The following is a 25309-nucleotide window of genomic DNA, read 5'->3' as shown; positions in this document are numbered from 1 at the left end:
ACGTGCGCCCACGGGTCGCGCGCGGGACATGCGCGCGCCGGCTCATGGGACATTCCCCGTGGCTGCCCCAGGCCTGCGCCCCGTAAGCTCGGGAGCGACATGACCGCTCCCAACGTTCCCCAACTCTGCCTCTATCAAGATTGGCTGCGCGACACGCGCGGCCTCGTCTTCGACCACTACGACGACCTCTGGCGCTGGTCCACCACCGACCTGGACGGCTTCTGGCAGAGCATCTGGGACTACCACGGCATGCAGTCGCCAACGCCGCACAGCGCGGTCATCCAGGAACGCAAGATGCCCGGCGCCGTGTGGTTCCCCGGTGCGCAGGTCAACTACGCGCGCGAGGTGCTGCGCCATGCCGATGCAGCGCATGCGGCCGGCATGGCGGCCATCGTCAGCGACAACGAGCGCGGCGAGGTGCGCGAGATGTCGTGGCCCGAACTGCGCCGCCAGGTCGCCTCGGTCGCGCTCACGCTCAAGGCGCTCGGCGTGCAGCGCGGCGACCGCGTCGCGGCCTACCTGCCCAACGTGCCCGAGACCATCGTCGCCTGCCTGGCCTGCCTGAGCATCGGCGCCGTGTGGAGCGTGTGCGCGCCCGACATGGGCACGGCCGCCGTGGCCGACCGCTTCCGGCAGATCGAGCCCAAGGTGCTCATCGCCGCCGATGGCGTGCACTACGGCGGCAAGCCGCTCGATCGCAGCGCCGTCGTGCAGGAACTGCGCGCTGCCTTGCCCAGCGTCGAGACCCTGCTGCTGTTGCGCACGCCGTATGCGGCGCAGCAGGTCGACGCCGAGGCCGACTGGGCCGATGCCATCGCGCGCGACGGCGCCGACGTGGCTGCGTTCGCGCCGGAGTGGCTGCCCTTCGACCACCCGATCTGGATCGTCTATTCGAGCGGCACCACCGGCCTGCCCAAGCCCATCGTCCACGGGCACGGCGGCATCATCATGACGATGTACGCCTGCGGCCTGCACAACGACATCGGCGCGAGCTACGGCGCCAACAACTTCGGCGAGCGCTTCCACTGGTACAGCTCCACCGGCTGGGTCATGTGGAACTGCCAGATGGCGGGCCTGGCCTTCGGCGCGACCATCGTGCTCTACGACGGGCATCCCGCGGGCAGCAAGGACCGGCCCGACTGGGCGGTGCTGTGGCGCTTCGTCGCGAAGCATCGCGTCACCTTCTTCGGCGCCGGCGCGGCCTACTTCACGAACTGCATGAAGGCGGGCGTGAGCACCGCCACAAGCGGCGATCTGTCGCGGGTGCGGGCGTTGGGCAGCACCGGCTCGCCGTTGTCCGAAGAAGTGCAGCGCTGGGGTACCGCACAGTTCCGCGCCGCTGGCGCCGAAGACATCTGGTGGTGCAACATCTCTGGCGGCACCGACTTCTGCGGCGCTTTCGTCGGCGGCCACCGCGAACTGCCCGAGGTGCCCGGCCAGATGCAGTGCCGCCAGCTCGGCCATGCGGTGGAAGCGTGGAACGAAGACGGAAAGCCCGTCATCGGCGAGGTGGGTGAACTGGTCTGCGTGCAGCCGATCCCGTCGATGCCGCTCTACTTCTGGGGCGATAAAGGCAACGCGCGCTACCTGTCGAGCTACTTCGACACCTACCCCGGTGTCTGGCGCCACGGCGACTGGCTGAAGATCGGCGAGGATGGCGGCTGCATCATCTACGGCCGCAGCGACGCCACCATCAACCGCCAGGGCCTGCGCATGGGCACCAGCGAGATCTACAGCGCGGTCGAGGCGCTGCCCGAGGTGGTCGACTCGATGGTGGTCGACCTCGAGTACCTGGGTCGCGACAGCTACATGCCGCTCTTCGTCGTGCTGCGCCCCGGCGTCGTGCTCGACGACGCGATGCGTGCCAGGATCGAGGGCGCGATCAAGACCTCGCTGTCGCCGCGCTTCCTCCCCAACGACATCTTCGAGGTGCCGGAGATCCCGCGCACGCTGTCGGGCAAGAAGCAGGAGCTGCCGATCAAGAAGCTGCTGCTGGGCCAGCCGATCGAGAAGGTGGTCAACAAGGAGGCGATGGCCAACCCGGCGAGCCTCGACTGGTTCGTGGCGTTGGCGTCACGGCGTGCCGAGGCCCCGGCCGTTGCGTTGTAGCCGACTGTTGAGGCAGGTCAAGGCCCGAAAGCGCCCACCTCGATAGCCTGGAGCTTTCCGATCCAAGGAGTGCCCCATGGCCGTACTGCAATGGTCCGAGTCGCTGTCGCTCGAACTGCCCGAGATGGACGAGACGCACCAGGAGTTCGTCGCCTTGCTGGCCCGCGTCGAGACCGCCGACGATGCGCATCTGGTGCCGGCATGGCGCGCGCTCGTCGACCACACGGTGGACCACTTCGGCCGCGAGGACGACTGGATGCGCAGCACCGGCTTCTCGTCGGCCAACTGCCACACCGTGCAGCACCGCGTGGTGCTGGAGGTCATGTGCGAAGGGCTGGTGCAGGGTCTGAAGGGCCAGAACGAGTCGATCCGCCAGATGGCGCGGGAGCTGGCCGTGTGGTTCGTCCAGCACGCGCAGACCATGGACGCCGCCCTGGCGCTGCACCTGCGCAGCGTGGGCTTCGATGCCGCCAGCGGCGAGGTGCGCATGCCGAAGGCGTTGCCGGCGGCCCCGGTGCACGGCTGCGGTTCGGCCGCCTGCGCGACCTGACCTGAACCTACAGCCAGGTGCCGCCGCTCGGCATCTGGATCGTCGTCGCCGGGTCGCTGCCGCCGACGAGCGCGCCGATGGCGATGCTCAGCAGCGAGATGAAGATGCTCGCGAAGAACGCGGTCCAGAAGCCCGACACCTTGAAGCCGCGCACCAGCGCCGACACGAGCAGGATCATCAGCGCGTTGATGACGAGCAGGAAGAGCCCGAAGGTCAGCAGCGTGAGCGGCAGCGTGAGCACGATGAGCAGTGGCTTGACCACCGCGTTGGCCAGGCCCAGCAGCAGGGCCGACACCACGAGCGCGCCGGTGGTGTCGAACTTCAGGCCGCGGAACAGGTAGCTGGCGATCCACAGCGACAGCGCGGTGATGGCCCAGTGGATGAGGAAGGGGGTCAGGTTCTGCAGCATGTGGAGGACGCCGAAAGGCGGCGGTGGAAGGCAAGGGAGGCGAGGCGCGCCATCATATCGACGCCTTGTCGGTGACTGACGCGGCGCGCCGGATCGGCTATGGTCCCCGGCATGTCTCAGCTCCCCGTCAACCACTTCAAGCGCGCGCTGGCCGAAGGCCGGGCGCAGATCGGGCTCTGGTGCAGCCTCCCCGACCCCTATGTCTCGGAGATCGTCGCCGGTGCCGGCTACGACTGGCTCATGTTCGACACCGAGCATTCGCCCACCGACGTGCCGCGCATGCTGCAGCAGCTGCAGGCCGCCGCCTCGGCCGTGCCGGCGGGCGCGGTGCCTTCGTCGGCCGTCGTGCGGCCCGCGTGGAACGACACGGTGCTCATCAAGCGCTACCTCGACATCGGCGTGCAGACGCTGCTGCTGCCCTTCGTGCAGAACGCCGACGAGGCCCGCGCCGCCGTGCGCGCCATGCGCTATGCGCCCGAAGGCATCCGCGGCATGGGCGGCTCCACGCGCGCCACCAACTACGGCCGCGTGCCGGGCTACGTGCAGCAGGCGCACGAAGAGCTCTGCCTGCTGGTGCAGGTCGAGACACGCGAGGCGCTCGAGCATCTGGAAGAGATCGCGGACGTCGACGGCATCGACGGCGTCTTCATCGGCCCGGCCGACCTGTCGGCCAGCATGGGCCACCCGGGCAACCCCGGGCACCCGGAAGTGCGCGCCGCCATCGACGGCGCCATCGCCCGTATCCGTGCCTGCGGCAAGGCGCCGGGCATCCTGCTGCTCGACGAGGCGCGTGCGCGCGAATGCCTGGACCTCGGCGCGCTCTTCGTCGCCGTCGCGATGGACCTGCAGATCCTCGCGCGCGGCGTCGAGGCCGTGGCCGCGCGCTTCGGGGCGGGCGGCGGTGCGGCGAAGGCCAGCTACTGACGTCGCGCCACGGCGTTCAACGCGGCGGACGGCACCGCAGCGCGCAGCGCCCGCACCGGCAGCGTGATCAACACGACGCTGCGCTCACCGTCCGGCCCGTCGGCCTCGATGCGCAGACCGATGCTGCCGCCGTCGCCATCCAGGTGGATCAGCGCGACATCGGTGGGGATGGCGCAGCGGTGGTAGCCGGCGATCTGCGGGCCGCAGGTGGTGCGCACCGCCGCGACCTCGCGGGCGCCGGGGCGGTCAGGCAGCGCGGCGACTGCGACGCTCAGCTGGCGCAGTGGGTCGGTCGCGATGAACGTGAGCGCGGCGTGGCCCTGGCCGCTCGGCGTTGGCTCGCCGCCGAGGCTGCGCGGCGCGATGTCGAACACGACGAAGGGCGCGTCGTTGGCCAGGTACTCGATGCGGGCCGGGTCCATGCCCAGCGGCGAGGACGGACTGGCCGCGGCGGCCTGCAGCCACGGGCAGATTGCGAGCATGGACACGAGCAGGGGTGCGATGCAGAAGTGCTTCATGGGGCTCTCCACCGTTCGTCTGCACCGCAGTGTGGTCCTCGGCGAGCGCCCTGTCTTTGAGGGTGGACCCGAAGGCGGTGTCGGCCTACGTCCGCACGGCGGCGCCGGTGAGCCGCCCGCGCACCCGCCACAGCAGCATCGCCGCAATCGACAGGTTCAACAAGTTCCATGCGATGCCGTTGACGAAGGCCGCGTGGTAGCTGCCGGTCAGGTCGAACACCTTGCCCGACATCCAGCCCCCCAGCGCCATGCCGAGCAGCGTGCACATCAGCACCGTGCCGACGCGCACGCCGGCCTCGGCGGGCGGGAAGTGTTCGCGCACGATGATGGCGTACGACGGCACGATGCCGCCCTGGAACAGGCCGAACATCGCCGACACCACGAAGAGCGGCACCAGCCCGTCGAAAGGCAGGAACAGCAGCAGCGCCACGCATTGCAGCGCCCCACCCAGCATCAGCGTGCGCAGCCCGCCGATGCGGTCGCAGATGACGCCCGACACCAGCCGGCTGACGATGCCGCAGGCCAGCATGAGCGACAGCATCTGGGCACCCCGCGCCGCGCCGAAACCGAGGTCGGTGCAATAGGCCACGATGTGCACCTGCGGCATCGCCATCGCGACGCAGCAGGCGACGCCGGCCACGCACAGCAGCCCTTGCGCGGTGCCCAGGCTCAGGCCGAAGGGGCGCAGGGTGTCGGCCGCGATCGGCGACCCGGCGACCGGTGTGGCGTTCATCACCACGGCCGGCGGGCGCGGGCGCATGAGCAGCGCCAGCCCGAACATGGTGACGCCGCAGAACACGCCCATGCCCAGGTAGGCCTGGCGCCAGCCCACCGTCTCGACAAAGTGCTGCACGATGGGCGGCCACACGGCGCCTGCGAGGTAGTTGCCGCTGGCGCAGACCGCCACCGCGATGCCGCGCCGCTTCACGAACCAGAGCGAGGTATCGGCCACCAGCGGCGCGAACGCGGCCGAGCTGCCGAGCAGCCCCACCAACACCGCCTGCGCCGCGATGAAGACGACGATGTTCGGCGCCAGGCTGCACGCGACATAGCCCAGCCCGAGCGCGACCGCACCGCCCAGCAGCGGCCACATCACGCCGAAGCGGTCGGCCAGCCGGCCCATCACCACGCCGCCGACACCGAAGCCGATCATCAGCAGCGTGTACGGCAGCGAGGCCTGGGCGCGGTCGATGCCGAACTCGGCCTGTACGGCGGGGATGACGACCGACACCACGTACATGCCGCTGCTGCCCACCGTCATGATGAGCAGGGTGACGAGCAGGCGCCACAGGGCGTAGCGGGAATCGGGCTGGTGTGCGTCGGGCCGACGCGGATCGGGCGCAGTGGCGGGCATGCGGTGGTGTCTCGTCGTTCGCCATCTCGAGGTGGCATTCATCGGCGGCGGCCTGGCGCCGCGCCTGCACGCATTGTGGACCGGGCGGCTCCTGTCAGCGGACCAGTGGCAGCGTGATCGTGGCTGCCAGCGGCACGCTGTCGACGCGTTCGCCACTGGCGACGATGACCGCGCGCCCGCCTTCCTGCGCGATCTCGGCGAGCGTGCGCCACAGGCATCGCATCGAGCCGGCGTCCAGCCCGCCGGTGGGCTCGTCGAGCAGCGTCAACGGCTGATGCGACGCGAGTGCGGCGGCCAGCCAGACCTTGCGCTTCGAGCCCGTCGACAGCATGAACATCTTCTTCGCCAGATGCGGCCCGAGCGAGAAGCCGTCGACGAGCGCCTGCCAGCGCGCCGCGTCGAAAGGCACGTCGGCCCGGCGCAGCGATGCGGCGCATTCCTGCACGCCCATCGCGTCGAAGGCGTCGGTGGACGGGTCGATGAAGAAAACCTGCCGCCGGTAGGCCTCGGCCGCACCAGGCAACGCCGCGCCGGCCAGCGTCAGCCGGCCGCCGGTGGCGGGCAGGGCGCCGGCCAACACGCGCAGCAGCGTCGACTTGCCGCTGCCCGTGTCGCCGTGCAGCAGCGTGACGCCGGCCCCGATGCCGGCCGACCAATCGGTAGCGATCGGCGGGTCGCCGGGGTAGGCGAAGTGCAGGCGGTCGATGTGGAGGATCGGGGGCGTCGGTGCGGAGCTCATGGCCTCGACCCTAACGCAGGCGCGCCTGTCCACCCAGCCAGTCGGCGAAGGCGCTCACCAGCGGGCGCGGCTCGCCGCGGTCCGGCGTGACCAGGTAGTAGTTGCGTTGCCCGGAGAGGGGCCGCGCGCAGGCAACCACCAGCTCGCCGCGGGCGATCTCGTCGTCGACCAGCATGGTCGGCATCAGCGCCACGCCCAGGCCGTGCGCCGCGGCAGTGGCCAGCATCGAGAACAGCTCGTAGCGCGGCCCGGTGCGGGCGCGCGGCGCGTCGACTTGCTGCGCGTCGAACCATTGCCGCCAGCCGTCTGGCCGGGTGCTCTGTTGCAGCAACGGCATCTGCGCGATGGCGGCGGGCGTCACTGGCTTGCCGCGCGGCAGCAGGCGCGGGCTGCAGACCGGCACCACGTCCTCGGGCATCAGCAGCAGCGCGCGGGTGCCGGCCCAGTTGGCCACCTGCGCCGGCGTGCCGGCATAGAGCGCCGCATCGAACTCGCCGTCGGCGAAGAGGAAGGGGCGGGTACGGGTTTCGATGTGCACCACCGCCTCGGGCTGCAACTGCGCGAAGCCGGGCAGGCGCGGCAGCAGCCAGCGCGTGGCGAAGGTGGGCACCGCCGCCAGCGCGAGCGAGCCGCCGCTGCCCTGGTCGGCCATCGCGTCGAGCGTGTCGCGCTCCATCGATTCGAGCCGCAGCGCGGTCTGGCGCGCATACGTCGTGCCGCTGGGCGTCAGCGCCACGCCGTGCCGCGTGCGACGGAACAGCGCCACGCCCAGGAAGGCCTCGAGCGCGCCGATCTGCCGCGACACGGCGCTCTGCGTGAGCGACAGCTCCTGCGCGGCGCGCGTGTAGCTCTCGTGGCGGGCGGCGGCATCGAAGCACACCAGTGCCTGCAAGGGGGGGATTTTTCGTCGCATGCGAAGCCTCAGACATTCTCGAAACTCATATCTGGCTGAGTATTGCTCGTTTGCCTCGTCCGCGCGCGGCGGCTAGGATCGTCCGATCCTTTTCACCCCCCCGATTCCTCTCATTCCGGAGACAGCACATGGCCACCAAAGCGCAATTCCACTGGGACGATCCCTTCCTCCTCGACCAGCAACTGACCGACGAAGAACGCATGATTCGCGACGCGGCCAATGCCTACTGCCAGGAGCGCCTGCTGCCCCGCGTGACGGAAGGCTTCCGCTCCGGCGTGACCGACCCGGCCATCTTCCGCGAGATGGGCGAACTCGGCCTGCTGGGCCCGACGATCCCCGAACAGTACGGCGGCCCCGGCCTCAACTACGTGGCCTACGGCCTGATCGCCCGCGAGGTCGAGCGCGTCGACTCGGGCTACCGTTCGATGGCCAGCGTGCAAAGCTCGCTGGTGATGGTGCCGATCAACGAATTCGGCACCGAAGCGCAGAAGCAGAAGTACCTGCCCAAGCTCGCCACCGGCGAATGGATCGGCTGCTTCGGCCTGACCGAACCCGACCACGGCTCCGACCCCGGCAGCATGGTCACGCGTGCGAAGAAGGTCGCCGGCGGCTATGCGATCAGCGGCGCCAAGATGTGGATCAGCAACTCGCCCATCGCCGACGTGTTCGTCGTGTGGGCCAAGGAAGTCAGCGAGAGCGGCACGGTCGGCCCGATCCGCGGCTTCGTGCTCGAGAAGGGCATGAAGGGCCTCAGCGCCCCCGCCATTCACGGCAAGGTCGGCCTGCGCGCCAGCATCACCGGCGAAATCGTCATGGACAACGTGTTCTGCCCCGAAGAGAACGCCTTCCCCGAAGTGCAGGGCCTGAAAGGTCCCTTCACCTGCCTCAACAGCGCACGCTACGGCATCTCGTGGGGTGCACTCGGCGCCGCCGAAGACTGCATGCACCGCGCCCGCCAGTACACGATGGACCGCAAGCAGTTCGGCCGCCCGCTCGCCGCCAACCAGCTGATCCAGAAGAAGCTGGCCGACATGCAGACCGAGATCGCGCTGGGCCTTCAGGGTAGCCTGCGCCTGGGCCGCATGAAGGACGAAGGCACGGCCTCGGTCGAGATCACCTCGATCATGAAGCGCAACAACTGCGGCAAGGCGTTGGACATCGCCCGCCTGGCGCGCGACATGATGGGCGGAAACGGCATCAGCGACGAGTTCGGCGTGGCGCGCCACCTGGTGAACCTCGAAGTGGTGAACACCTACGAAGGCACGCACGACATCCACGCGCTCATCCTGGGTCGCGCGATCACGGGCATCGCCGCCTTCGCCAACTGACCCACCCCCGTCCCTCGCTCACTGCGTGTAGCTCGACTCCCCCTCAAGGGGGCGATGCCAGCGGCCCGGCAAAGCCGGTTCCGCGGCATCCCGCGAAGGGAAAGTGCACATTGGACAAGCCGATGACAACAGATAAAGCGACTGGCGCTCTCGCCGGCCTCAAGGTGCTCGACCTGTCCCGCGTGCTCGCGGGGCCGTGGTGCACGCAGATCCTCGCGGACCTGGGCGCCGACGTCGTGAAGATCGAGCGGCCCGGCGTCGGCGACGACACGCGCGGCTGGGGCCCGCCATTCCTGAAGGACGCGGATGGCCACGACACGACGCAGTCGACCTACTTCACCGCCTGCAACCGCAACAAGCGTTCGGTCACGGTCGACATGGCCACGCCCGAGGGCCAGGCGCTGCTGCAGCGCATGGCGGCGCAGAGCGACGTGGTGGTCGAGAACTTCAAGACCGGCGGCCTCGCGCAGTACGGGCTCGATTACGCCAGCCTGAAGGCCGCCAACCCGCGACTCATCTACTGCAGCGTGACCGGATTCGGCCATGACGGCCCGCATGCGATGCGCGCCGGCTACGACCTGATGATCCAGGCCACCAGCGGCATGATGAGCATCACCGGCCGGCCCGACGAGGAAGCCGGTGGCGGCCCGTTGCGCGTGGGCGTGGCGCTGACCGACCTGTTCACCGGCGTGTACGCCAGCACCGCCATCCTGGCCGCGCTGGAGGTGCGTCACCGCACCGGCGAAGGCCAGCACATCGACATGGCGCTGCTCGACGTCGGCATGGCCATCCTGGCGAACCAGGCCAGCGCCTTTCTCAACACCGGCGACGTGCCACAGCGTCAGGGCAACACGCATCCCAGTCTGGCGCCGTACCAGGAGTTCCGCACGCAGGACGGCGCGATGCTGCTGGCCATCGGCAACAACGGCCAGTTCGCGCGTTTCTGCGAAGCGGCCGGCCAGCCGCAATGGGCCACCGACGAGCGCTTCGCGACCAACACGCTGCGCGTGAAGCACCGCGAGGTGCTGATCCCGCTGATGCAGGACGTGACGCGCACGCGCAGCACGGCCGCATGGATCGCGCTGCTCGAGGACAAGGCCGTGCCCTGCGGCCCGATCAACACCATCGCGCAGGCCTTCGACGACGAACAGGTCAAGGCGCGCGGTCTGGCCGTGACGCTGCCGCGCGATGCGGGCGACGGCATCGCCGCCATCACCGGCGTGGCGAGCCCCCTGCGCCTGTCGGCCACGCCGCCGGTGCTGCGCCGCGCGCCGCCGGCACTCGGGCAGCACACCGACGAGGTGCTGGCCGAATGGGGTGTGGACGCCGCGCAGATCGCGGCCCTGCGCGCGGCCGGTGTGGTCTGAGCGGGTCGCGCCTCCGTCCGACCCGGATGCCCACGGGGCTCTGGTAGTTTCGTAGGTTTGCCACCCCCCGCCCGCCTCGCGGAGCTCGCGCCCATGGCCCCACCCGCCACGACCCAGAAGTACCCGTTCCTGACGGGCGGCGGCGCAATGGCCGAGCTCATTTCGGCCTTCGATTGGGCGAGCACGCCGCTCGGGCCGATCGGCTCGTGGCCCGCAAGCCGGTGCGTGGCCATTGGCGCGATGCTGCGCGCCGATGTGCCCATCGCCACGCTGTGGGGTGCACAGGGCATCCTGGTCTACAACGCGGGGTACGCCACCTTCTCCGGCGCGCGTCATCCGCAGTTGCTGGGCATGCCTGTGCGCGAGGCCTGGCCCGAGGCCACGGCTTTCAACGACCACGTGATGCAGGTCTGCCTCGCGGGCGGTACCCTGAGCTACAAGGACCAGTCGTTCGCGCTCGACCGACACGGCGTCCTCGAGCCGCTCTGGGTCAACCTCGACTACTCGCCGCTGCTCGACGAGGACGGCGTGTCGGTCGGCGTGATGGCCCTGCTCGCGGAAACCACCCAGAAGGTGATGCTCGAGCGCCAGTTGCTCGGTGAGCGGCAGCGCCTGGCGCAGCTTTTCGAGCAGGCGCCCAGCTTCATGGCGACCGTGGAAGGCCCCACGCACCGCTTCGTGCTTGCGAACGCGCGCTACATGCGACTGGTCGGCGAGCGCCCCGTGATCGGACGCCTCGCCGCCGAAGCGCTGCCCGATGCCGCCGCGCAAGGTCTCATCGCGCTGCTCGACCAGGTGTACCGAAGCGGCGAAGCCCTCTCGGCACATGCGCTGCGCTATGCGGTGCAGGCCGACCCGCAGACGCCGCCCGTCGAGCGCCATGTCGATGTCGTCCTGCAGCCCATCCGTGACACCGCCGGCACCGTGACGGGTATCTTCATCGAAGGCGTCGACGTCACCGAGCGCATGCTGGCCGAGACGCGTCGGGAGGCGCTGGCGCAGCTGACCGATCGTTTCCAGCTCCTGGACGACGACCGGGCGATCGCTTTCGCGGCGGCCGAGATCATCGGCCGCACGATGGGCGTGTGCCGCGTCGGCTATGGCGACGTCTCGATCGACATCGATACCGGCGCCGAAACACTGAGGGTCGACCACGACTGGACCGACGCCGGGGTGCCGTCGATCTCCGGCGTGCTGACGTTGCGGCATGACGGCTCGTTCATCGACGATCTCAAGCAGGGGCAGCTGGTCGTCATCGAGGACGTGCGCGAAGACCCGCGTACCCACGCATCGGCGGGCGAGATCGAAGCGCTGTGCGTCCGCTCGCTGGTCCAGCTGCCTGTTCTCGAGCAGGAGCAGCTGGTGGCGATGCTCTTCGTCAACGACCGCAGCGCGCGCGCGTGGCTCCCGGAGGAGGTCGCCTTCCTGCGGGAAGTGGCCGGCCGCACGCGCACCGCCACCGAGCGCGTGCGCAGCGAGGCGGCGCTACGGGCCAGCGAGGCGCGCCTGCGCGAGGCGAACGAAACGCTGGAGCAGAAGGTCCTGCAGCGCACGCACGAACTGATGGAAGTGGAAGCGCGCCTGCGCCAGTCGCAGAAGATGGAAGCCATCGGCCAGCTCACCGGCGGCATTGCGCACGACTTCAACAACCTGCTCGGCGGCATGAGCACCAGCCTGCAGGTGCTCGAGAAGCGCCTGCATGCGAAGAAGTTCGACAACGCCGTGCGCTACATCGGTCTGGCGCAGGATTCGGTGCGGCGCGCGGCCTCCCTCACGCAGCGGCTGCTGGCCTTCTCGCGCCGCCAGACCCTCGACCCGAAACCGACGGACGTCAATCGTCTGGTCGGCGGCATCGAGGAGATGGTGCGCCGCACGGTGGGGCCATCGGTCGACGTGGAAGTGGTCGGCGCCGGTGGGCTCTGGGCGACGAAGGTCGATGCCTCGCAGCTCGAGAACGCCGTGCTGAACCTGTGCATCAACGCACGCGACGCGATGACGCCGAACGGCGGCCGCCTGACGATAGAGACCGCCAACAAGTGGCTCGACGACCGCGCCGCGGCCGAGCGCGAGCTGTCGCCCGGCCAGTACGTCTCGATCTGCGTGACCGACACGGGCACCGGCATGTCGCCCGAGGTGGTGGCGCGCGCCTTCGACCCCTTCTTCACGACCAAGCCGATGGGGCAGGGTACCGGGCTCGGCCTGTCGATGGTGTACGGCTTCGTGCGGCAGTCGGGGGGGCAGGTGCGCATCTATTCCGAACTCGGCAAGGGCACGACCATGTGCCTCTACCTGCCCCGGCATGTCGGCGAGGCGGGGCTCGATGCGGTCGTCGCACGTCCGGCCTTCGATCACCGGGCCGATGGCGAGGTGGTGCTGGTCGTCGAGGACGAAGCCACCATCCGGGAGCTCATCGCCGAGGAGCTGCAGGAGGCCGGCTACCGCGTCATCGCCGTCGGCGACGGCCTCGCGGCCTTGAACGTGCTGCAGTCGGACGAACGCGTCGACCTGCTGCTCACCGATGTCGGGCTGCCCGGCGGGCTCAACGGCCGGCAGGTGGCCGACGCCGGCCGTGTGACGCGCCCGGGCCTTCAGGTGCTGTTCATCACGGGTTACGCGGAAAACGCTGCGGTGGGCAACGGCCTGCTCGCGTACGGCATGGAGGTCATCACCAAGCCCTTCGACGTGGCGGCGCTGGCGACCAAAGTCCAGCAGATGATCGATCGCTGACGCGCAGGCTCAGAAGGCGCGTCCGACGATGGCGAGCGCGAACACCACGACGCCGAGCGCGAGGTTGATGCCGACCAGGGTACGGATGCTGCCCAGCTGTGCCGCCGCCACCGGCCATTCCCGTGCCGCGACGGCGCGCCGCAGTCGTGCGTAGGGCGCGAAGCGGATGTGCAGGAACAACGCCATCATCACCAGCCCCAACGTGAACATGCCGTGCACGCTCCAGTGCACACGTGCGAAGCCGCCGGCCGACATCACCAGGCCCAACCCGCTGACCAAGGTGGTCGCGACCGCGATCGACACGCCGACGAAGAAACGCGACAGCGCCGCCGCCATGAAGGGCAGGCGCTGCGGCGGTTCGAGCGTGGCGGCCGCGGCAGGGCGCACCGCGACGTGCATCACCGCCATGCCACCGACCCAGAAAGTCACGGCGATCAGATGGAGAAAGAGGAGGAGGGAGGTCGTGAGGAGCATGGCGCAGCGTAGAGCACCCGGCTTGACATTCTTCTTTCCAAGGGCTTCAACCTTGGTGGGTGCGTGCCGATAGCTCTCAGACAGGTGCTGGCGTCGAGGCTTGTGCATGCCGGCGAAGTGAACCACAGGAGAGATTCCGATGAGTACCCATACGGCCGTTCGACTTTCGTTCGCGAAGCGAAAGCAGGGCGACGCCACCGCGCACGTGCGGGTTGCAGGGCGCGGTTCGATCTTCGAACCGCTTCGCACGCGAGGTCCGCGCCCTTCAGACCTTCACATGGCATCGACCCTGCATGCCGAGGGCCACGTGGTCGACCGCGCCCCGGGGGTCCGCGAAGAAGCGCAAGCCGAGATGCTCAAGGCCATCGTGCTGTCGTTGCTCCGCGTGCGTCCACGCTGATTCACGGGTTCCAGGGCGATCCGTCGGACCGTTCCGTCGAGACCACCCCTGGATTTCGCAGCGGCCGATGCCTAGGTCGTTGAGTTCATGGTCGCTCATGCCGAGCGCGTCGGCCGAGGCGGTGTCCGTACCGCGCACGCGGCCCAGCCACCGGCGCAGCAAGGCGAGCAGGGTGGAGGAGGTGGCGTCGTGCGGGCGGGTCATCGAAAGCTCCTTGGCTGAAGTGAGCCGCCATCTTCTGCATGCGCGTGCTATTGTGGAAGTTGAGATTTCTGAGGCCATCGATCAGCCTTCCTGATAGATCGAACTTCGCTCGATTCCATGCGTGAACTGAACCTCGACCAGCTGCGCACGCTGCTGGCCATCGCCGACCTCGGCACCTTTTCCGCGGCGGCGCAGGCGTTGCACCTTGCGCAGCCGACCGTCAGCCTGCACATCAGCGAGCTCGAATCGCGCCTGGGCGCGCAGCTGGTGGTGCGCGGCAGCCGCAGCGTCACCCTCACGCCGGCCGGCGCGGCGCTGGTCGAGCGCGGCCGGCGCCTGTTGCGCGATGCCGACGACGCCGTCGACGCAGTGCGCCGGCAGGCCGAAGGCCGCATCGGCCGCGTGCGGCTGGGCACCTCGACCGGCGTGGTGATCGACCTGCTGCCGCAGGTGCTCGAGACGCTGCAGGCCAACCATCCCGGCATCGACGTGGAGGTCAGCATCCTCGGCTCCACCGAGGCGATGTCGCGCCTCGCGCAGGGCACGCTCGACATCGGGCTGGTCGCGATGCCGCAGCCGCCGCTGCGCGACCTGGTGGTCACGGCGTGGCGCAGCCAGCCGATGATGGCCTTCGTGCCGCCGAAGTGGAAGGCGCCCAAGCGCGTCACGCCCGCCTGGCTCGCGGCCCAGCCGCTGATCTTCAACGACGCCACCACCCACATGTACCGGCTGGCCGTCGAATGGTTCGCCAACGCCGGCCAGGCGCCGCGCGCGCGCATCGAGCTGAACTACGACGTCGCCATCCGAAGCCTGGTGGCGGCCGGTTATGGCGCGGCCATGCTGCCGCTGACGCCCAGCACCGACGACGCCTGGCGCGAGCGCGTGCAGATCCTGCCGCTGAGCCCGAAGCTGACGCGGCACCTGGGCATCGCGCACCGCAGCAAGGCCTCGCTCGACGGCGCGACCGAGTGGGTCATCGAGACGTTGAGGGGGTTTCGGCAGGCCTGAGCGCCGCTGCCGCACTTAGACTGCGCGGATCAGCCAGGGGCTCACATCCCTCAGCCAGCGTCAGCAAGAGGAGTGGTCATGAAGACAGACTGGGACGTGATCCGTTCGATGATGGCCACGGCCATCGATGCGTGCGAGGCGATCGAAGCCATGGGGTATGAGGAAGCACACCGTGACATCGCCATCGATGTCGGGTCGAATCGCGTAACCGTGTTCGAGTACATGATCAGCGCCTGGACGTTTCCGGAATCGCTGCGCTACCAGATCATCCGCGAGCGCCACGACACCGGCACCGATCTTCCCTACGTTCCGGAATTCGCACGCATCATCGTGGCGATGGCGCAAGCGTCCGCTGAACTGATCGGCGCCAAGGAGTCGGCACCAGCGCAGGCGGCACTGCAGCAGATGATGGCCTGGTACCGGGACCACGCGCTGCCAGGGCTGGAGCGGGCCATCACGGGGTCGGCGCCACCAGCTCGCGCCACGCCATGACTTCGTCCACCAGCCATGCCGGATCGTCCAGCGCAAGGTCATGGCCCGCGGTGGGGTGCGTGTGGATCGGCAGCTGCCATGCGCGCGCGAAGCGTTGCGAACACCCCGGGTCAACGAGGCCATCGCATGCACCGACGACGATCAGCAGCGGCACCCCCGGCGCCGGCAACGGCGCCCGGTAGCGCGCCGCGGCGAGCAACTGGCGCAGCGCGTTCGCCGTCGACACCGGGTGCCGTTCGCGCAGCGCGACCCAGTCGTCGACCACCGCCATCTTCTGCGCCGCGGTGAAGCGGCGCCGACTCGTCAGCCGCAGCACCACCGCTTCGCGCGTATGCGCATCGCGCCATGGCCACAGCACGCCGATCAACGCGGGGTAGTGGCGCGGCCGCAGGCGCTGGTGCCACGCGCTGAAGGGGCGCAGGCTGGTGTTGACCAGGACGGCGCTGGCCACATCCTGCGGATGCCGATGCGCCCACTCGACCGCGACCATCGCGCCGAGCGACATGGCGAGCAGGTGGCAGCGCGTCACACCGAGCGCGTGCAACTGCGTGCGGCAGTCTTCCATCGTCGCGCGGATCGACGTCGGGCTGCGCATCCCGTGTCGCTCACCGGCACCGGGCAGGTCGAGCGTGAGGATGCGCGTGCCGGGCAGGCGTTCGCGCAGCATCGCCGGTAACGGCCCCCAGTGGCCGGCTTCGCGCGTGAGGCCGCGCAGCAGCACCCAGGGCAGGTCGTCGGCCATCGTGCTCACGCCGCCTCGTACCAGCGCGCCAGCGCCTGCGCGTGGTGGCGCCGCCGCGCTTCGTCGACCGGCACCCACTGCGTGTGGCTGCTGGCCGCGCGCGTGATGAAGTCCATCCACCACAGGTGGCGCCGCAGCACGCGCTGCTGCCGGTGTGCGATCACGGGGTTGAAGATGCCGTGCCGCGAGAAGAGCTGGCGCGGGTTCTTCTTCACCCACAGCCACGAGCCCATCTCCAGCGTGAGCGGCAGGAAGAGCGTGTCGGGCCGCGTGCACGCGGTGAGGTAGAGGTGGTCCCAGAGGTCGCCGTGCGTCGTGTACTGATGGCTTTGCGGTTCGAGCACGTAGGGGTGGTGCATCAGGTTCAGGTCGATCAGCTCGCCCAGCGCGTGCATCTCGGGCAGGTGCGCCATCGGCTTGGGCGTGTGCGCATAAGGGAACCACAGGCGGTCGGCCAGGCCGAAGCCGGAGTGGCAGTCGAGCGCGATGCTGAACGGGCGGCTGAGCAGTTCGCTCTCGACCAGCGCGCACAGGGCCTGGCTTTCTTCCTCCATCGCGCCGCCTTCCGCGCCGCGGTACCAGGGCAGCGTTGCGCTCAGGCGCTGCCCGCCGAGCAGCCAGGGCACGCGGCCGAGCGCATCGACCGGTGCGTTGCGCATCAGGTCGACGCCGCGCGGGTTGGCACGCGTGCCCAGCCACAGGCCGCCGGGGTTGACGATGGGCAGGAAGACCAGGCGCAGCGTCTCGAGCTGCCGCTGCAGCGTGGTGTCCCACTGCAGCCGCGTCACGATGTTGCGCAGGTAGGCGATGGTCACCTGCGCGCCGATGCGTTCGAGCCCGTGCACGCCGCCGAAGAAGCCGACGGCCGGCACGTCGCTGCGTTCGCTGCCGAGCAGGAAGGCCTGCACCTCGAAGGGCTCGCCGCCGGCGTCGACACTGCACAGCACGCGCCGTTCCATCGCCGGTCCGGCGAGGTCGACGAGGGCCTGCAATTCGAGGAGTTCGGGCAGTTCGGAGGGGCTGGCGGGGCGCATGGTGCGAGATGGATTCCGCGCTGAGCATAGCCACCGACCTGCCATCAAACCGTCATGTTCGGCGCGTAGGGTCGCGGCGTTCTTCCACCACTTTCGAGGCCTGCCATGCGCGCTGCCCTGCACCTGCCGACGACTGCGTTCCACGTGTGCCGCGTGCTCACCGGCGCGCTCGTGTGGGGCGTGGCGGAATCGATCGCCCTGGCGCGCTCGCGCCGCCGCAGCGCGCGCTGATCAGCCGGTCCTGCGAGCCAACGCACCCAGGCGCCGCAGCGCTGCGTCGAGCGCTTCGTCATAGGGCCAGCCGCAGTTGATCCGCAGGAAGCGGTCGCTGCGCGCGCTGTTCGAGAACAACCAGCCCGGCGCGATCGCGATGCCTTCCTGCAGCGCGGCCTCGAACAGCGCGGCCGACGAGCAGCCGTCCGGCAACTCGACCCACAACTGCAGCCCGCCCGGCGGCAGGTTCATGCGCGTGCCCTCGGGGAAGTAGGTCGCGATGGCCTCGGCCGTGCGCTCGCGCTGCCCGCGCAGGGCGGTGCGCAGCCGCCGCAGATGGCGGTCGTAGGCGCCGGTGCCCATGAACTGGCCGGCACCGAGCTGCGAGAGGATCTCGTTGTTGCGCGTCTGCGTGTACTTGAGCATCTCCACGCGCGCCTGCCAGCGGCCGGCGGTGATCCACCCCAGCCGCAGGCCGGGCGCGAGGATCTTGTGCATCGAGGCGCAATGCAGCACGTTGCCGGTGCGGTCCCACGACTTGAGCGCGCGCGGCGTGCCTTCGGCGTCGAGCAGCTCGGTGTAGGTGTCGTCCTCGATCAGCGCGATGCCGTGGGCGTCGCACAGCGTCACCAGGCGTTCCTTGTGCGCATCGGGCATCACGCTGCCCAGCGGGTTCTGCAGGTGCGGCACCACGACCAGCGCCTGGATGTCGCCGTAGGTCTGCACGGCGAGCTCGAGCGCCTCGATCGACAGGCCGGTCTGCGGGCTGGTCGGGATCTCCAGCGCGCGCAGGCCGAGGCTTTCGAGCACCTGCAGCAGGCCGTAGAACGTGGGCGATTCCACCGCGATCGTGTCGCCGGGCTTCGCGACCGCACGCAGCGCGAGGTTGAGTGCCTCGATGCAGCCGTTGGTGACCAGCACGTCGTCGGGTGCGATCGCCATGCCGGCGGCCACCGCGCGCTGGGCGATCACCGTGCGGAAGTGCGGATCGCCCTGCAGCGGCGGCACGCTGGAGACGACGTCCGGCCGCAGGCGCAGGGCGCGCGTCATGGCGGCGCGCAGTTCCTCGGCCGGGTAGAACTGCGGCGCCGCGCGGGCGATCGAGAGGTTCAGCTTGACCTTCGCGGCACGCCGCCGCGCCACGAAGTCCGACACCTGGCCGTGGATGCCCACGTACTGCGCCGGGTCGGGGCGCAGGCCGGCCAGCGGCTCGTCCATCTGCGCCATGCGCAAGCGCTGCGGCTGCCGAACGAAGTAGCCGGAGCGTTCGCGTGCCTCGGCCCAGCCGTCGGATTCGAGCGTGCGGCACAGCTGCAGCGCGGTCGACAGGCTGATGTCGTGCAGCCGCATCAGGCTGCGCAGCGACGGTATGCGCGTGCCCGGCTGCAGCGCGCCGGCCTCGATCGCGCCCCGGTAGTGGGTCGCGAGCTGACGGTAGAGCGGCGGTGTCGTCGTCGTGGACATGGGCCGATGCTGGCCCGTGCCCGGGCCGTGGAACAGATGCAGATGCTTGGAAAGTGACCATAACAGAGGGCGCTGCAGCCCCGCTGTTCCGGTCGCATCGCCGCCGCCTGTGCCTGTTGCAAGACGGCCTCGCGGCGGAGCATCGAGGCCTCGCTTCAAGGAGTTCCCGATGACCTCGACGATGACCACGACCCACACTCTGCGGCTGCAACGCGGCCAGGCGGCGCATGTGGCCTTCGACGCCGGCACCATGCTGCAGGTGGCGGCCGGCGCGGTGGTGCTGCGCGAGCCGATGCGCTGGCTGGCCGACACCGTGGTGGCGCCCGTGCGCCGGCTGGATGAAGGCCAGTGCCATGCACTGGCACAAGGCGGCGGTTGCGTGCTCGAAGCGGTCGATGGCGACGTCGAGCTGCTGCAGCACCGACCGTCTTCATGCTGGCAGGGGCTGTGGCGTCGTGGGTGGCGGCCCGCGGTGCTCGCCTGACCGCGGTGCTCGTCCATGGCCTATGCTGGGGGCTGTCCGAACCGTCAGGAACCCATGAGAAGCACCACCCTCCTGCTCGCCGCCGTGCTGGCCGCAGCCGCCTTCCCTGCCACCGCGCAGGTTTCCGTGAACATCAACGTCGGTGGCGACGTGGTGCGCAGGGCGCCGCCGCCGCCGCGCCATGAGCGCATGCCCGGCCTGCGCGCAGGCCACGTGTGGGTGCCCGGTCATTGGCAATGGACAGGCCGGGACTACCGCTGGATGCGCGGCCACTACCAGGCCGCGCGCCCCGACTACGCCTATGCGCCGGGCGCCTGGGTGCGGGTCGACGACGGGTGGCGCTGGCGCGAGGGCGACTGGCGCCGCGCGGAGCGGCGTGCCGAGCGCCGCCATGACCGCCACGACCGCCACGACGACAGCGGCCACTGCCCGCCCGGACAGGCCAAGAAGGGGAACTGCTGAGCGCTACTGGGTCCGGCCGCTGAGGTAGGGCTCCGGGTCGACCGCCACGCCGGCCTTGCGGATCTCGAAGCGCAGCTTCACGCGGTCGGCGCCGCTCTGGCCCATCTCGGCGATCGGCTGGCCGCGCGCCACCTGGTCGCCCTCGGCCACCAGGGCACGGCTGATGTGCGCATAGGCGGTGATGAAGTCGTTGTCGTGCTTGAGGATGACCATGGTGCCGTAGGCCGGCAGCGCGCTGCTCACCAGCACCACCTGCCCGGCGCGGGCCGCGCGGATCGGGTCGCCTATCCGTCCGCCGATGTCGATGCCCTTGTTCATGTTGCCGTCGAAGCGGCCGATCACCGGGCCGGCGGCTGGTGCGCCGAAGGTGGCGCCCGGCATGTCGCGCAGGCCGGGTGGCGTTGGCGCTGGGGTCGGAACCGGCGGGGGGGCGGCCGGTGCGGGTGTCGGGTAGGTGGGCAGCGGTGCCATGGGCGGCAGCGGCGTGGTCGTGGTGCAGGCCGCGAGGGCGGCGACGGCGGCGACCAGCATCGAGCGGCGCATCACGGACGGAAGAGGAAAGAGGTGCATGTTCGAGCCCATGGTGTGTGCAATGCCTTCTTGCGAGGTTCGTCGGCGTTCGATGGTTCCCTGTTCGACGCGATCATCGCGCCGATGTTCCGGGTCGGCGGCGGGGAAGTCCCTGAGTGACCACCGGCTATCGCGGCTTCGAAGGGTAGCCGTTCTCGACCCAGGCCTCGGCGCTGGTGGCCGTCAGCTTGAAGGTCGGCGCCACGCGCGCCTCGCCGAGCGTCGTGCCCGATTCGTCCTGCGCGCTGAGCAGGCCGTGCGGGTTGTCTTCGTCGGGCACGATGCGCAGCGCCACGCGGATGCGCTCGGTGCCATGGCCCACGAACACATGCTTGTTGAGCTGCGCATGCAGCTGCTGCTCGTGCCGGCGCAGCACCTCGTTGGCGGTCTTCACCAGCGTGTGGAAGGCCGGCGTGTCCAGCGGCTTGGGGTTCTTCTTGTCGCGGCCCATGGTCCACGGGCCGACCAGTGCGGGCTCCGGGTCGCCATGGCGCGTCATCGCGACGGCCCAGCCGTCGTCGTCTTCGTTCTTGATGATGCGGGCGGTCCACTGCTCGTCGCCCCACAGCGTGGGCGTCTGGATCGGTTCAATGCCGGGCTCGTCGGCGGTCGGGGAAATGTCGGTCATGATGGGTCGAGTCTTGCACAGGAGCCGAGCCCATGACTTCCCCCCCTGCCGGTGACGACGACGCGCGCCGCGCCTGGGCGCGTTCCCTGTGGCGCTACGTCGGCGACGAGCGACCGCCCTTCGCCGTCGCACCCGGTCCGGGCCAGGTGTCGGTGTGGGATTTCCCGCGGCCGCCCCGCGTCGAGGCCGATGCGCGCGAGGTGGTCGTGCGGCACGGTGGCGTCGAGATCGCACGCACCCGTCGCGCGCTGCGCGTGCTCGAGACCGCCAGCCCGCCCACCTGGTACCTGCCGCGCGCCGATGTCGATGCGGCATGCATCGCGCCTGCGCCCGGCGAGTCGTTCTGCGAATGGAAAGGCGCTGCGCGCTACGACTCGGTCGCGTTGCCGGATCGCGACCCGTTGACCGCGGTGGCCTGGTGGTACCCGGCGCCGCTGCCCGGCTTCGAGGCGCTGGCCGACCACATCGCCTTCTACCCGCAGCCGCTCGATTGCCGTGTCGATGGCGTCCGGGTGCAGCCGCAGCCCGGGCGCTTCTACGCGGGGTGGATCACGCCCGAGCTGGTCGGGCCGTTCAAGGGTGCGCCGGGGTCCGACGGCTGGTGAACCGCGACGTCCTTCAGAACACCGACAGCCCGGTGTTCGTGACGAACAGTTCCAGCGCCTTCAGGCCGAGCAGCGAATTGCCTGTGGCGTCGAGTGCGGGCGACCACACGGCCAGCGTGAGGTGGTCGGGCACGACCGCCACGATGCCGCCGCCCACGCCGCTCTTGCAGGGCAGGCCGATCGAGAAGGCCACGTCGCCGGCCGCGTCGTAGGTGCCGCAGGTGAGCATCAGCGCGTTGAGGCGTCGCGTCTGGCGTTCGGTGCAGATGGCCGGCTGCCCATGGCGCGGGTGCGCGCCGTCGCGGCTCAGGAAGGCCGCGGCGCGCGCCAGCTGCAGGCAGGTCATGCGCAGCGCGCACTGGTGGAAGTACACGTCGAGCACGGGCGCGACATCGTTGTCGATCTTGCCGAAGCTCTTCATGAAATTGGCCAGCGCGTGGTTGCGGTACCCGGTGGCGGCCTCCGACGCGGCCACCTCCTCGTCGAAGCCGATGGGTTCGCCCGCCAGGTCGCTCATCAACGCGAGGATGTCGCGCTGCGCATCGCCCTGACTCAGCAGCCGGTCGGCCACCGCGATGGCGCCGGCATTGATGAAGGGGTTGCGTGGCTTGCCGTGCTCGTTCTCCAGCTGCACCAGCGAGTTGAAGGGGTTGCCCGAGGGCTCTCGGCCGATGCGCTCCCACAGCGCGTCGCCCATGCGCCGCATGGCGAGCGTCAGCGTGAAGAGCTTCGAGATGCTCTGGATCGAGAAGGGCACGGCCGCGTCGCCGGCGCAGGCCTCCTGCCCGTCGCAGGTGCGCAGCGCGATGCCGAAGTGCGTGGCCGGCACGCGCGCCAGCGCCGGGATGTAGCTGGCCACGGTGCCGGCGTGGCCCAGCAGCGGGCGGATCTCTTCATTGATCTGGTCGAGGATGGGCTGGAATTGCATGGCTCGATTCTGTGGGAGCCGAGGCGACCGTTCAGGGCGGGTCCCGCGGTGCCATGAAGGCCCTCGTCACGCGCACGCCCCGCAGCGTGCGTCACAGCCCGAAGGGCACCAGCAGCGCGCCCGCCCCCCAGCCCACGAGCCCGCCGTCGTGCACCACGGCCCACGCCCCCAGGGCACCGATCGCGAGCCCGCCCACGATGTTCAGCAGGCCGCCGCCCAGCCACTGCAGCGTGAGCAGCGGCCGCAGCGCATCGAGCAGGCGTTCGGCGATGCACAGACCCAGCCGGTCGGCCAGCACGTAGAGCCCGAGCACCAGCAGCGGCGCCACGGCGAGGCCGATCAGCAGGTACGCGAGCAGGTCGACCAGCGTGTTCATACGCCTCAGAGCCGGTGCTGCAGGTACAGCGCGCCCAGCGCGGCCGCCAGCGCCAGCGGCATCGCGAGCGCGCCCACGCGCAGGAACTGCCAGGCCGTCACGTTCTCGCCTTCGCGCCGGATCGCGACCAGCCAGAGCAGCGTGGCGAGCGAGCCGGTGAGCGACAGGTTGGGCCCCAGGTCGATGCCGATCGCCACGGCGCTGCGGATGAGCGGCGACGCATCAGCGCTCGCCAGCACCGAACCGGCCATGAGCCCGGCGGGCAGGTTGTTCATCAGGTTGCACAGCAGGGCGACGAGCGCGCCGGTGCCGATGGCGGTGCCGGTCGGCGCGCTGTTGGCGGCGTCGCGCAGCGCGTGGCTCAGCAAGGGGATCAAGCCCGAATGCACCAGCCCCTCGACCAGCACGAAGAGGCCGGCGACCAGCGCCAGCACGCTCCACGACACGCCACGCAGCAGCGGCCAGGGTGCACTGCGTTCGCGCAGCAGCACGCCGATGCAGGCCAGCGCGCTGGCGCCCAGCGTCATCGCGCCGAGCGGGCCGTCGAGCGCCGACGTGACCACCAGCACCACCGCGACGATCGCGATGCCCCAGCCCGCCCAACGGCCACCGGTGGAGAGCACAGGCTGCTCGATGTCGCGTGCGATCGGTGCAGCCAGCGCATCGCGCTGCAGCCAGCGCAACACCGCGTACGTGACGACGATCGACGCCACCGACGCCAGCGCGAACTGCGCGATCCACGTCCCCAGCGGCGGCAGGTGGGCGCCGAAGATCACCAGGTTGGCCGGGTTCGAGATCGGCAGCACGAAGCTCGCCGCGTTGGCGATGAAGGCGCAGGCCAGCAGGTAGGGCAGGGGCTTGGCGCCGGCCTTCTTCGCGGCCGCGTACACGGCCGGGGTGAGCACCACGGCGGTGGCGTCGTTCGACATGAAGACCGTCACCACCACGCCGATGGCGTAGACGCCGAAGAAGAGCCGCGGCGCCGAGCCGCGCGCATGGCGCACCGCCCGCGCCGCGAGAAAGTCGAACAGGCCTTCGCGCCGCGCGAGTTCCGAGATCAGCATCATCCCGGCGAGGAAGAGGTACACGTCGAGCCCCTTGCCGACCGCGTGCAGCGCTTCGCGCCACGGCAGCAGTTGCGCGGCCACCAGCAGCAGCGCGCCGGACACGGCCCACACCGCCTCCGGCCAGCGACCGGGCCGCAGGATGACGGCGGCGGTGGCGAGTGCAGCGATGGCCCAGGTGGCGAGGTGGGCGGGGGAAACGGAATTCATGCGAGACGTCGATGGATGCAAATTGAAGAAATTTTCTTGGATTTGCACGCTCAGCCTGGGGGGATGTTCATGCGGCGACCCGACCGGCCTTCCGGTTCACCAGCAGGATCCCCACGCCCACCCCCAGCAGCGCCAGCACGAGCTGCACCGTGAGCGGTTCCTTCAGCAGCACCACGCCGAACACCAGGGCGAACAGCGGCGTGAGAAAGGTGAACGACGAGATGCGCGTGGCCGGGTAGTGCCGCACCAGCCACATCCACGCCAAGTAGGTGGCGAAGGCGCCGATGACGGTCTGCAGCGCAATGGAGAACCAGGCGTAGCCCGAGTACGACCAGCCGCGTTGCTCGCCGAGCAGCAGCGACATCAGGGGCGAAGCCGCCGCGGTGACGGCGATTTGATAGAAGAGCGCCTTCTCGGCGGTGGCCGTCGCCATCTTGGTGGTGCGCAGGGCCAGCGTGGTCAGCCCCCACAGCAGACCGGCCAGCAGCGCCAGCGCATCGCCGCGCAGCTGCGTCGAGCCGGCCGGGTGCGTGAAGCTTTCGCTGAAGGCGAAGACCACGCCCGCGAAGGCCAGGGCCAGGCCGATCCACTGCACCCCGCGCAGCTTTTCGGACGGCACGAAGCGCGGCAGCAGCAACGCCACGGTGAAGGGCGCGCAGTACAGGAACACCGTGAGCCGCGACGCGCTCGTGTACTGCAGCCCGGTGTAGATGCAGAGAAATTCGCCCGCGAAGAGCACGCCCACCAGCAGGCCGCTCCCCAGCGTGCCGTCGCGCTCGAACAGCTTCACGCCGCGCGCCAGGCACCACAGCATCAGCAGCACGACCGCACCCGTCATGCGGATGGTGGCCTGCCACATCGGCGGCACCTCGACGACCGTCGTCTTGATCAGGATCTGCTGCAGGCCCCAGAAGGCGCAGCAGGCCACGAGGATCGTGGTGGCGCGGGGGTCGAGGTGGGTCTTGCGGTCGGTCATGTCTCTGGCGCGGGATGTCGGCCTGGGATCGTAGCCG

Annotated in this window: 28 protein-coding genes; 12 read left to right on the top strand and 16 right to left on the bottom strand. The window is 70.0% G+C overall.

The window, feature by feature from the left end; translation table 11 throughout:
• Positions 1-99: 99 nt before the first annotated feature.
• Both ACSFA0_RS01005 and ACSFA0_RS01000 read left to right on the top strand, forming a co-directional pair.
• Positions 100-2109, top strand: coding sequence for an acetoacetate--CoA ligase (locus ACSFA0_RS01005; RefSeq protein WP_435448372.1), 2010 nt, complete (start codon positions 100-102; stop codon positions 2107-2109).
• Positions 2110-2185: 76 nt separating this feature from the next.
• Positions 2186-2659 (top strand): bacteriohemerythrin, encoded by a 474-nt coding sequence (locus tag ACSFA0_RS01000; protein ID WP_435448371.1) that lies wholly within the window; start codon positions 2186-2188, stop codon positions 2657-2659.
• Between the two features lie 7 nt (positions 2660-2666).
• On the opposite strand, the gene ACSFA0_RS00995 is transcribed toward ACSFA0_RS01000, so the two are convergent.
• Positions 2667-3068, bottom strand: coding sequence for a phage holin family protein (locus ACSFA0_RS00995; RefSeq protein WP_435448370.1), 402 nt, complete (start codon positions 3066-3068; stop codon positions 2667-2669).
• Between the two features lie 111 nt (positions 3069-3179).
• Here ACSFA0_RS00995 and ACSFA0_RS00990 point away from each other — a divergent pair, with 111 nt between their 5' ends.
• Entirely contained in the window at positions 3180-3992 is an 813-nt protein-coding gene (locus ACSFA0_RS00990; RefSeq protein WP_435448369.1) for an aldolase/citrate lyase family protein, read from the top strand.
• On the opposite strand, the gene ACSFA0_RS00985 is transcribed toward ACSFA0_RS00990, so the two are convergent.
• From ACSFA0_RS00985 to ACSFA0_RS00970, 4 genes are all read right to left on the bottom strand, one after another.
• Positions 3986-4510, bottom strand: coding sequence for a hypothetical protein (locus tag ACSFA0_RS00985; RefSeq protein ID WP_435448368.1), 525 nt, complete (start codon positions 4508-4510; stop codon positions 3986-3988). The genes ACSFA0_RS00990 and ACSFA0_RS00985 overlap by 7 nt on opposite strands.
• A gap of 85 nt (positions 4511-4595) precedes the next feature.
• The gene (locus ACSFA0_RS00980) at positions 4596-5864 is read right to left on the bottom strand and encodes an MFS transporter (RefSeq protein WP_435448367.1); all 1269 of its coding nucleotides are present in this window, start codon (positions 5862-5864) and stop codon (positions 4596-4598) included.
• 94 nt (positions 5865-5958) lie between these two features.
• Positions 5959-6603, bottom strand: a complete 645-nt coding sequence (locus tag ACSFA0_RS00975; RefSeq protein WP_435448366.1) for an ABC transporter ATP-binding protein — start codon at positions 6601-6603, stop codon at positions 5959-5961.
• Positions 6604-6613: 10 nt separating this feature from the next.
• A complete protein-coding gene (locus ACSFA0_RS00970) occupies positions 6614-7516 on the bottom strand; it encodes a LysR substrate-binding domain-containing protein (protein ID WP_435448365.1) in 903 nt (300 codons plus the stop codon).
• 128 nt (positions 7517-7644) lie between these two features.
• On the opposite strand from ACSFA0_RS00970, the gene ACSFA0_RS00965 reads away from it, so the two are divergent.
• From ACSFA0_RS00965 to ACSFA0_RS00955, 3 genes are all read left to right on the top strand, one after another.
• The gene (locus tag ACSFA0_RS00965; protein ID WP_435448364.1) at positions 7645-8844 is read left to right on the top strand and encodes an acyl-CoA dehydrogenase; all 1200 of its coding nucleotides are present in this window, start codon (positions 7645-7647) and stop codon (positions 8842-8844) included.
• Between the two features lie 122 nt (positions 8845-8966).
• Positions 8967-10211 (top strand): CaiB/BaiF CoA transferase family protein, encoded by a 1245-nt coding sequence (locus ACSFA0_RS00960; RefSeq protein ID WP_435448363.1) that lies wholly within the window; start codon positions 8967-8969, stop codon positions 10209-10211.
• 93 nt (positions 10212-10304) lie between these two features.
• Entirely contained in the window at positions 10305-12938 is a 2634-nt protein-coding gene (locus tag ACSFA0_RS00955; RefSeq protein ID WP_435448362.1) for an ATP-binding protein, read from the top strand.
• Positions 12939-12947: 9 nt separating this feature from the next.
• On the opposite strand, the gene ACSFA0_RS00950 is transcribed toward ACSFA0_RS00955, so the two are convergent.
• Both ACSFA0_RS00950 and ACSFA0_RS00945 read right to left on the bottom strand, forming a co-directional pair.
• Entirely contained in the window at positions 12948-13412 is a 465-nt protein-coding gene (locus tag ACSFA0_RS00950) for a CopD family protein (RefSeq protein ID WP_435448361.1), read from the bottom strand.
• Positions 13413-13677: 265 nt separating this feature from the next.
• Entirely contained in the window at positions 13678-14016 is a 339-nt protein-coding gene (locus tag ACSFA0_RS00945) for a DUF1127 domain-containing protein (RefSeq protein WP_435448360.1), read from the bottom strand.
• A gap of 117 nt (positions 14017-14133) precedes the next feature.
• Here ACSFA0_RS00945 and ACSFA0_RS00940 point away from each other — a divergent pair, with 117 nt between their 5' ends.
• Both ACSFA0_RS00940 and ACSFA0_RS00935 read left to right on the top strand, forming a co-directional pair.
• Entirely contained in the window at positions 14134-15024 is an 891-nt protein-coding gene (locus tag ACSFA0_RS00940) for a LysR family transcriptional regulator (protein ID WP_435448359.1), read from the top strand.
• A 78-nt stretch (positions 15025-15102) separates the two neighbouring features.
• Positions 15103-15516, top strand: coding sequence for a hypothetical protein (locus ACSFA0_RS00935; protein WP_435448358.1), 414 nt, complete (start codon positions 15103-15105; stop codon positions 15514-15516).
• On the opposite strand, the gene ACSFA0_RS00930 is transcribed toward ACSFA0_RS00935, so the two are convergent.
• Together ACSFA0_RS00930 and ACSFA0_RS00925 are read right to left on the bottom strand one after the other, a co-directional pair.
• Entirely contained in the window at positions 15479-16258 is a 780-nt protein-coding gene (locus tag ACSFA0_RS00930) for an alpha/beta fold hydrolase (protein ID WP_435450872.1), read from the bottom strand. The genes ACSFA0_RS00935 and ACSFA0_RS00930 overlap by 38 nt on opposite strands.
• Before the next feature lie 5 nt (positions 16259-16263).
• On the bottom strand, positions 16264-17292 hold the full coding sequence (locus tag ACSFA0_RS00925; protein WP_435448357.1) for a M14 family zinc carboxypeptidase: 1029 nt from the start codon (positions 17290-17292) through the stop codon (positions 16264-16266).
• Between the two features lie 105 nt (positions 17293-17397).
• Between ACSFA0_RS00925 and ACSFA0_RS00920 the strand changes: the two genes are divergently transcribed.
• On the top strand, positions 17398-17523 hold the full coding sequence (locus tag ACSFA0_RS00920) for a hypothetical protein (RefSeq protein WP_435448356.1): 126 nt from the start codon (positions 17398-17400) through the stop codon (positions 17521-17523).
• Here the strand turns inward: ACSFA0_RS00920 and ACSFA0_RS00915 are convergent, their stop codons facing one another.
• The gene (locus ACSFA0_RS00915) at positions 17524-18969 is read right to left on the bottom strand and encodes an aminotransferase-like domain-containing protein (RefSeq protein ID WP_435448355.1); all 1446 of its coding nucleotides are present in this window, start codon (positions 18967-18969) and stop codon (positions 17524-17526) included.
• A gap of 169 nt (positions 18970-19138) precedes the next feature.
• Between ACSFA0_RS00915 and ACSFA0_RS00910 the strand changes: the two genes are divergently transcribed.
• Both ACSFA0_RS00910 and ACSFA0_RS00905 read left to right on the top strand, forming a co-directional pair.
• Positions 19139-19453: a hypothetical protein gene (locus tag ACSFA0_RS00910; protein WP_435448354.1), complete on the top strand. Its 315-nt coding sequence runs from the start codon at positions 19139-19141 to the stop codon at positions 19451-19453.
• Positions 19454-19507: 54 nt separating this feature from the next.
• A complete protein-coding gene (locus ACSFA0_RS00905; RefSeq protein ID WP_435448353.1) occupies positions 19508-19915 on the top strand; it encodes a hypothetical protein in 408 nt (135 codons plus the stop codon).
• Positions 19916-19918: 3 nt separating this feature from the next.
• On the opposite strand, the gene ACSFA0_RS00900 is transcribed toward ACSFA0_RS00905, so the two are convergent.
• Together ACSFA0_RS00900 and ACSFA0_RS00895 are read right to left on the bottom strand one after the other, a co-directional pair.
• Entirely contained in the window at positions 19919-20485 is a 567-nt protein-coding gene (locus ACSFA0_RS00900; RefSeq protein ID WP_435448352.1) for a murein hydrolase activator EnvC family protein, read from the bottom strand.
• A gap of 127 nt (positions 20486-20612) precedes the next feature.
• Entirely contained in the window at positions 20613-21113 is a 501-nt protein-coding gene (locus ACSFA0_RS00895) for a hypothetical protein (RefSeq protein ID WP_435448351.1), read from the bottom strand.
• Positions 21114-21145: 32 nt separating this feature from the next.
• Here ACSFA0_RS00895 and ACSFA0_RS00890 point away from each other — a divergent pair, with 32 nt between their 5' ends.
• The gene (locus ACSFA0_RS00890) at positions 21146-21718 is read left to right on the top strand and encodes a DUF427 domain-containing protein (RefSeq protein WP_435448350.1); all 573 of its coding nucleotides are present in this window, start codon (positions 21146-21148) and stop codon (positions 21716-21718) included.
• Positions 21719-21731: 13 nt separating this feature from the next.
• Here ACSFA0_RS00890 and ACSFA0_RS00885 read toward each other — a convergent pair whose 3' ends face one another.
• From ACSFA0_RS00885 to ACSFA0_RS00870, 4 genes are all read right to left on the bottom strand, one after another.
• Positions 21732-22646 (bottom strand): glutaminase, encoded by a 915-nt coding sequence (locus ACSFA0_RS00885; protein ID WP_435448349.1) that lies wholly within the window; start codon positions 22644-22646, stop codon positions 21732-21734.
• A 91-nt stretch (positions 22647-22737) separates the two neighbouring features.
• Positions 22738-23022 carry a hypothetical protein gene (locus ACSFA0_RS00880; RefSeq protein ID WP_435448348.1) on the bottom strand — a complete coding sequence of 95 codons (285 nt, stop codon included), beginning with the start codon at positions 23020-23022 and terminating at the stop codon, positions 22738-22740.
• 5 nt (positions 23023-23027) lie between these two features.
• On the bottom strand, positions 23028-24296 hold the full coding sequence (locus ACSFA0_RS00875; RefSeq protein ID WP_435448347.1) for an arsenic transporter: 1269 nt from the start codon (positions 24294-24296) through the stop codon (positions 23028-23030).
• Positions 24297-24363: 67 nt separating this feature from the next.
• Complete coding sequence (locus tag ACSFA0_RS00870; protein WP_435448346.1) at positions 24364-25272, bottom strand: DMT family transporter; 909 nt, start codon at positions 25270-25272, stop codon at positions 24364-24366.
• Positions 25273-25309: the final 37 nt, after the last annotated feature.

This window comes from Variovorax restrictus, assembly GCF_051216715.1.
Taxonomy (GTDB): Bacteria; Pseudomonadota; Gammaproteobacteria; order Burkholderiales; family Burkholderiaceae_C; genus Variovorax.
The sequence above is the reverse complement of the archived record's forward strand: the minus strand, read 5'-3'. Positions and strand labels throughout refer to the sequence as shown.

Excerpts from the sequence above, each read along its gene's own strand:
- ACSFA0_RS01005 (WP_435448372.1), top strand. The coding sequence starts at position 100 with ATGACCGCTCCCAACGTTCCCCAACTCTGCCTCTATCAAGATTGGCTG.
- ACSFA0_RS01000 (WP_435448371.1), top strand. The coding sequence starts at position 2,186 with ATGGCCGTACTGCAATGGTCCGAGTCGCTGTCGCTCGAACTGCCCGAG.
- ACSFA0_RS00995 (WP_435448370.1), bottom strand. The coding sequence starts at position 3,068 with ATGCTGCAGAACCTGACCCCCTTCCTCATCCACTGGGCCATCACCGCG.
- ACSFA0_RS00990 (WP_435448369.1), top strand. The coding sequence starts at position 3,180 with ATGTCTCAGCTCCCCGTCAACCACTTCAAGCGCGCGCTGGCCGAAGGC.
- ACSFA0_RS00985 (WP_435448368.1), bottom strand. The coding sequence starts at position 4,510 with ATGAAGCACTTCTGCATCGCACCCCTGCTCGTGTCCATGCTCGCAATC.
- ACSFA0_RS00980 (WP_435448367.1), bottom strand. The coding sequence starts at position 5,864 with ATGCCCGCCACTGCGCCCGATCCGCGTCGGCCCGACGCACACCAGCCC.
- ACSFA0_RS00975 (WP_435448366.1), bottom strand. The coding sequence starts at position 6,603 with ATGAGCTCCGCACCGACGCCCCCGATCCTCCACATCGACCGCCTGCAC.
- ACSFA0_RS00970 (WP_435448365.1), bottom strand. The coding sequence starts at position 7,516 with ATGCGACGAAAAATCCCCCCCTTGCAGGCACTGGTGTGCTTCGATGCC.
- ACSFA0_RS00965 (WP_435448364.1), top strand. The coding sequence starts at position 7,645 with ATGGCCACCAAAGCGCAATTCCACTGGGACGATCCCTTCCTCCTCGAC.
- ACSFA0_RS00960 (WP_435448363.1), top strand. The coding sequence starts at position 8,967 with ATGACAACAGATAAAGCGACTGGCGCTCTCGCCGGCCTCAAGGTGCTC.
- ACSFA0_RS00955 (WP_435448362.1), top strand. The coding sequence starts at position 10,305 with ATGGCCCCACCCGCCACGACCCAGAAGTACCCGTTCCTGACGGGCGGC.
- ACSFA0_RS00950 (WP_435448361.1), bottom strand. The coding sequence starts at position 13,412 with ATGCTCCTCACGACCTCCCTCCTCCTCTTTCTCCATCTGATCGCCGTG.
- ACSFA0_RS00945 (WP_435448360.1), bottom strand. The coding sequence starts at position 14,016 with ATGACCCGCCCGCACGACGCCACCTCCTCCACCCTGCTCGCCTTGCTG.
- ACSFA0_RS00940 (WP_435448359.1), top strand. The coding sequence starts at position 14,134 with ATGCGTGAACTGAACCTCGACCAGCTGCGCACGCTGCTGGCCATCGCC.
- ACSFA0_RS00935 (WP_435448358.1), top strand. The coding sequence starts at position 15,103 with ATGAAGACAGACTGGGACGTGATCCGTTCGATGATGGCCACGGCCATC.
- ACSFA0_RS00930 (WP_435450872.1), bottom strand. The coding sequence starts at position 16,258 with ATGGCCGACGACCTGCCCTGGGTGCTGCTGCGCGGCCTCACGCGCGAA.
- ACSFA0_RS00925 (WP_435448357.1), bottom strand. The coding sequence starts at position 17,292 with ATGCGCCCCGCCAGCCCCTCCGAACTGCCCGAACTCCTCGAATTGCAG.
- ACSFA0_RS00920 (WP_435448356.1), top strand. The coding sequence starts at position 17,398 with ATGCGCGCTGCCCTGCACCTGCCGACGACTGCGTTCCACGTGTGCCGC.
- ACSFA0_RS00915 (WP_435448355.1), bottom strand. The coding sequence starts at position 18,969 with ATGTCCACGACGACGACACCGCCGCTCTACCGTCAGCTCGCGACCCAC.
- ACSFA0_RS00910 (WP_435448354.1), top strand. The coding sequence starts at position 19,139 with ATGACCTCGACGATGACCACGACCCACACTCTGCGGCTGCAACGCGGC.
- ACSFA0_RS00905 (WP_435448353.1), top strand. The coding sequence starts at position 19,508 with ATGAGAAGCACCACCCTCCTGCTCGCCGCCGTGCTGGCCGCAGCCGCC.
- ACSFA0_RS00900 (WP_435448352.1), bottom strand. The coding sequence starts at position 20,485 with ATGCACCTCTTTCCTCTTCCGTCCGTGATGCGCCGCTCGATGCTGGTC.
- ACSFA0_RS00895 (WP_435448351.1), bottom strand. The coding sequence starts at position 21,113 with ATGACCGACATTTCCCCGACCGCCGACGAGCCCGGCATTGAACCGATC.
- ACSFA0_RS00890 (WP_435448350.1), top strand. The coding sequence starts at position 21,146 with ATGACTTCCCCCCCTGCCGGTGACGACGACGCGCGCCGCGCCTGGGCG.
- ACSFA0_RS00885 (WP_435448349.1), bottom strand. The coding sequence starts at position 22,646 with ATGCAATTCCAGCCCATCCTCGACCAGATCAATGAAGAGATCCGCCCG.
- ACSFA0_RS00880 (WP_435448348.1), bottom strand. The coding sequence starts at position 23,022 with ATGAACACGCTGGTCGACCTGCTCGCGTACCTGCTGATCGGCCTCGCC.
- ACSFA0_RS00875 (WP_435448347.1), bottom strand. The coding sequence starts at position 24,296 with ATGAATTCCGTTTCCCCCGCCCACCTCGCCACCTGGGCCATCGCTGCA.
- ACSFA0_RS00870 (WP_435448346.1), bottom strand. The coding sequence starts at position 25,272 with ATGACCGACCGCAAGACCCACCTCGACCCCCGCGCCACCACGATCCTC.